Here is a 2568-nt window from a genome sequence, read left to right on the forward strand (position 1 = left end):
GCGGGCGATATTATGACCATGCCCGGCCTTCCCAAAGTACCTGCCGCAGAGAAGATCGATGTGGACGACAACTCGGTGATCCATGGGCTGTTCTGACAAGGCTAAAAGCTTCACAACCCGCTCTGCCAGTGAAACGCAGGCGTTGGGCGCGGCCTTGGCAGAGCAGTTGGCCGGCGGTGAAGTGATTGCCTTTACAGGAGGGATGGGCGCTGGCAAAACCGCATTTACCCGTGGTCTGGCTATCGGACTGGGGGCGGGGGATGTTGCCAGCAGTCCTACCTTCGCAATCGTCAACGAATATACTGGCCGTCTGATTCTGGAGCATTTTGACATGTACCGCATTGACGGCTGGGAAGATTTATATTCTACAGGCTTTTTTGACTATCTGGACACAGACCGGGTGCTCGCTGTGGAGTGGAGCGAAAACATTGAATCTGCTCTGCCGGAGGGAACAATCCGGGTGGATATTCGCCCGGGGAATGCGGAAAATGAGCGTCAAATAACCATAAATGGATGGAAAGGAGCGCGGTAAGATGCTGGTGCTGGGAATAGACGCGTCCGCTGGACCGGCTTCTGCCGCAGTGGCGCAGGATGGCCGACTGCTGGGAGAGTTTTTTGTGAACACCAAGCAGACCCACAGTCAAACGCTCCTGCCGATGACAGAGGCATTGCTGTCAAGTCTTGGCCTTGCCTGCAAAGACCTGGACAGCATCGCGGTAACCCATGGGCCAGGCTCTTTCACGGGGATACGGATAGGAGTTGCATGTGTAAAGGGAATCGCTTTTCCGTTTGATATCCCCTGCTGTGCTATTTCGACCTTAGAGGCGATCGCATATGGCGGGTTATGCTGTAAAGGCGATATCCTGTGCGCTGTGATGGACGCCCGCTGTGGACAGGTATATCAAGCTCTTTTTGAGGCGGGAGAGCATGGTCTTGTCAGGTTAACAGAGGACCGGGCTGTCTCCATTCAGGAGCTGGGTGAGGAGTGCCGTGAATATGGGGAGCGGCTGCTCCTGCTGGGAGACGGCGCAGCGTTGTGTCATAATGAGTTCAGCATTTGGGGCGCCCGGCTGGCTCCTGAGAATACGCGCTTTCAGCGCGCTGGCAGCGTCGCGCTGCTGGCGGCTGGGCGGCCTACAGTCAGTGCGGAGGAACTGCTGCCCATGTACCTTCGTATGCCTCAGGCGGAACGGGAATTAAAAGCGAAACAAGAACAGGGAAAGGGATGATAACCATGAAAATCGCGTTAGGCTGTGATCATGGCGGCTTCGAGGTTGCTCAGGCGCTTCGGGCCTATCTGCGGGACCAGGGGATCGAATATCAGGATTTTGGTACTAACAGCACAGAGTCGGTGGACTACCCGCCCATTGCCGCCAGCGTCGCCCGGGCTGTAGTTGAGGGGCAGGCGGACCTGGGTGTGCTGGTGTGCTCTACTGGCATTGGTATTTCCATTGCGGCTAACAAAGTGAAGGGAGCGCGTGCAGCTGTGTGCACCAATGAGCTCTGCGCACGCCTTACCCGCAACGACAATGACTCCAATATTCTTTGTATAGGCGGCAAGGTGGTGGATTGCGATACCGCAGTCAAGATATTTGATACCTTTATTCATACCAGCTTTGAAGGAGGCCGCCATGCCCGCCGTGTCGGCCAGATTGTGCAAATTGAAAACGGGGAGCTGTAAGGAGGAAATTTTGAATGAAAAAGTATGAGAATGTATTTGTCATGGATCATCCGCTGATTCAGCACAAGCTGACCTTCCTCCGCAGTGTGGAGACCGGGACCAAGGAGTTTCGGGAGCTGGTAAGCGAGATTGCCAACCTGATGTGCTATGAGGCAACCCGGGACCTGCCCCTGATGGAGGTGGAGACTGTGACCCCCATGCAGAAAACCATAACCAAGGTGATTGCAGGCCGTAAGCTGGCCTTTGTGCCGATTTTGCGGGCAGGGCTGGGCATGGTAGAGGGAATGCTGAAGCTGGTGCCCTCCGCCAAGGTTGGGCACATCGGCCTTTACCGTGATCATGACACCCTGAAGCCGGTGGAATATTATAACAAGCTTCCTCAGGATATTACCGAACGGGATGTTATTGTGCTGGACCCCATGCTTGCCACAGGGGGGTCTGCGCTGGACGCCATCACGATTGTTAAGCGCAGCCAGCCTAAAAGCGTAAAATTCCTGTGCATTATTGCCGCTCCTGAGGGGATTGACGCTTTGACCAAGGCGCACCCTGACGTACAGGTCTACTGTGCCGCAGTGGACGAGAGGCTGAATGAGAATGGATATATTCTCCCCGGCCTAGGCGATGCGGGAGACCGAATTTTCGGCACAATCTAACCACTCTATGACAGAACCCGAAACACGGGGCTAATAAACTATCATTTTTTGTTTTTTCATCTGAGAAGAAAGCCGGCAGCTTTGTCTCAGGGGCTTCCTTTTGACAAAAAACACAAAATATGGTAGAATGCTTATAACAGGTTTGCGGTATTCGTTCCGGTTGACTGCCGTGTTTCTTTCTGTCAGCAGGAACATCAGCCCTTATACCGCACAAATTCCATTGATTATGGTGTG

General features: G+C 54.0%; 5 protein-coding genes. All 5 read left to right on the forward strand.

The genetic code is table 11. The features are described 5' to 3' along the window. Positions 1–96: formate--tetrahydrofolate ligase (locus tag ACTO5E_RS09995; protein ID WP_482303340.1), on the forward strand; the 96-nt coding region annotated here is incomplete at its 5' end. Next, on the forward strand, positions 83–532 hold the full coding sequence (tsaE, locus tag ACTO5E_RS10000; RefSeq protein WP_482303336.1) for a tRNA (adenosine(37)-N6)-threonylcarbamoyltransferase complex ATPase subunit type 1 TsaE: 450 nt from the start codon (positions 83–85) through the stop codon (positions 530–532). The genes ACTO5E_RS09995 and tsaE, both read left to right, overlap by 14 nt. Before the next feature lies 1 nt (position 533). Beyond that, positions 534–1229 carry a tRNA (adenosine(37)-N6)-threonylcarbamoyltransferase complex dimerization subunit type 1 TsaB gene (gene tsaB / locus ACTO5E_RS10005; protein WP_482303337.1) on the forward strand — a complete coding sequence of 232 codons (696 nt, stop codon included), beginning with the start codon at positions 534–536 and terminating at the stop codon, positions 1227–1229. A gap of 5 nt (positions 1230–1234) precedes the next feature. After that, the gene (gene rpiB, locus ACTO5E_RS10010; RefSeq protein WP_482303338.1) at positions 1235–1681 is read left to right on the forward strand and encodes a ribose 5-phosphate isomerase B; all 447 of its coding nucleotides are present in this window, start codon (positions 1235–1237) and stop codon (positions 1679–1681) included. 14 nt (positions 1682–1695) lie between these two features. Then, on the forward strand, positions 1696–2334 hold the full coding sequence (upp, locus tag ACTO5E_RS10015; RefSeq protein ID WP_482303339.1) for a uracil phosphoribosyltransferase: 639 nt from the start codon (positions 1696–1698) through the stop codon (positions 2332–2334). The last annotated feature ends 234 nt before the right edge of the window (positions 2335–2568 follow it).

It is taken from the genome of Acutalibacter sp., from assembly GCF_056800975.1.

Coding starts and splice junctions, on each gene's coding strand:
- tsaE (WP_482303336.1), top strand. CDS start 83: ATGGGCTGTTCTGACAAGGCTAAAAGCTTCACAACCCGCTCTGCCAGT.
- tsaB (WP_482303337.1), top strand. CDS start 534: ATGCTGGTGCTGGGAATAGACGCGTCCGCTGGACCGGCTTCTGCCGCA.
- rpiB (WP_482303338.1), top strand. CDS start 1,235: ATGAAAATCGCGTTAGGCTGTGATCATGGCGGCTTCGAGGTTGCTCAG.
- upp (WP_482303339.1), top strand. CDS start 1,696: ATGAAAAAGTATGAGAATGTATTTGTCATGGATCATCCGCTGATTCAG.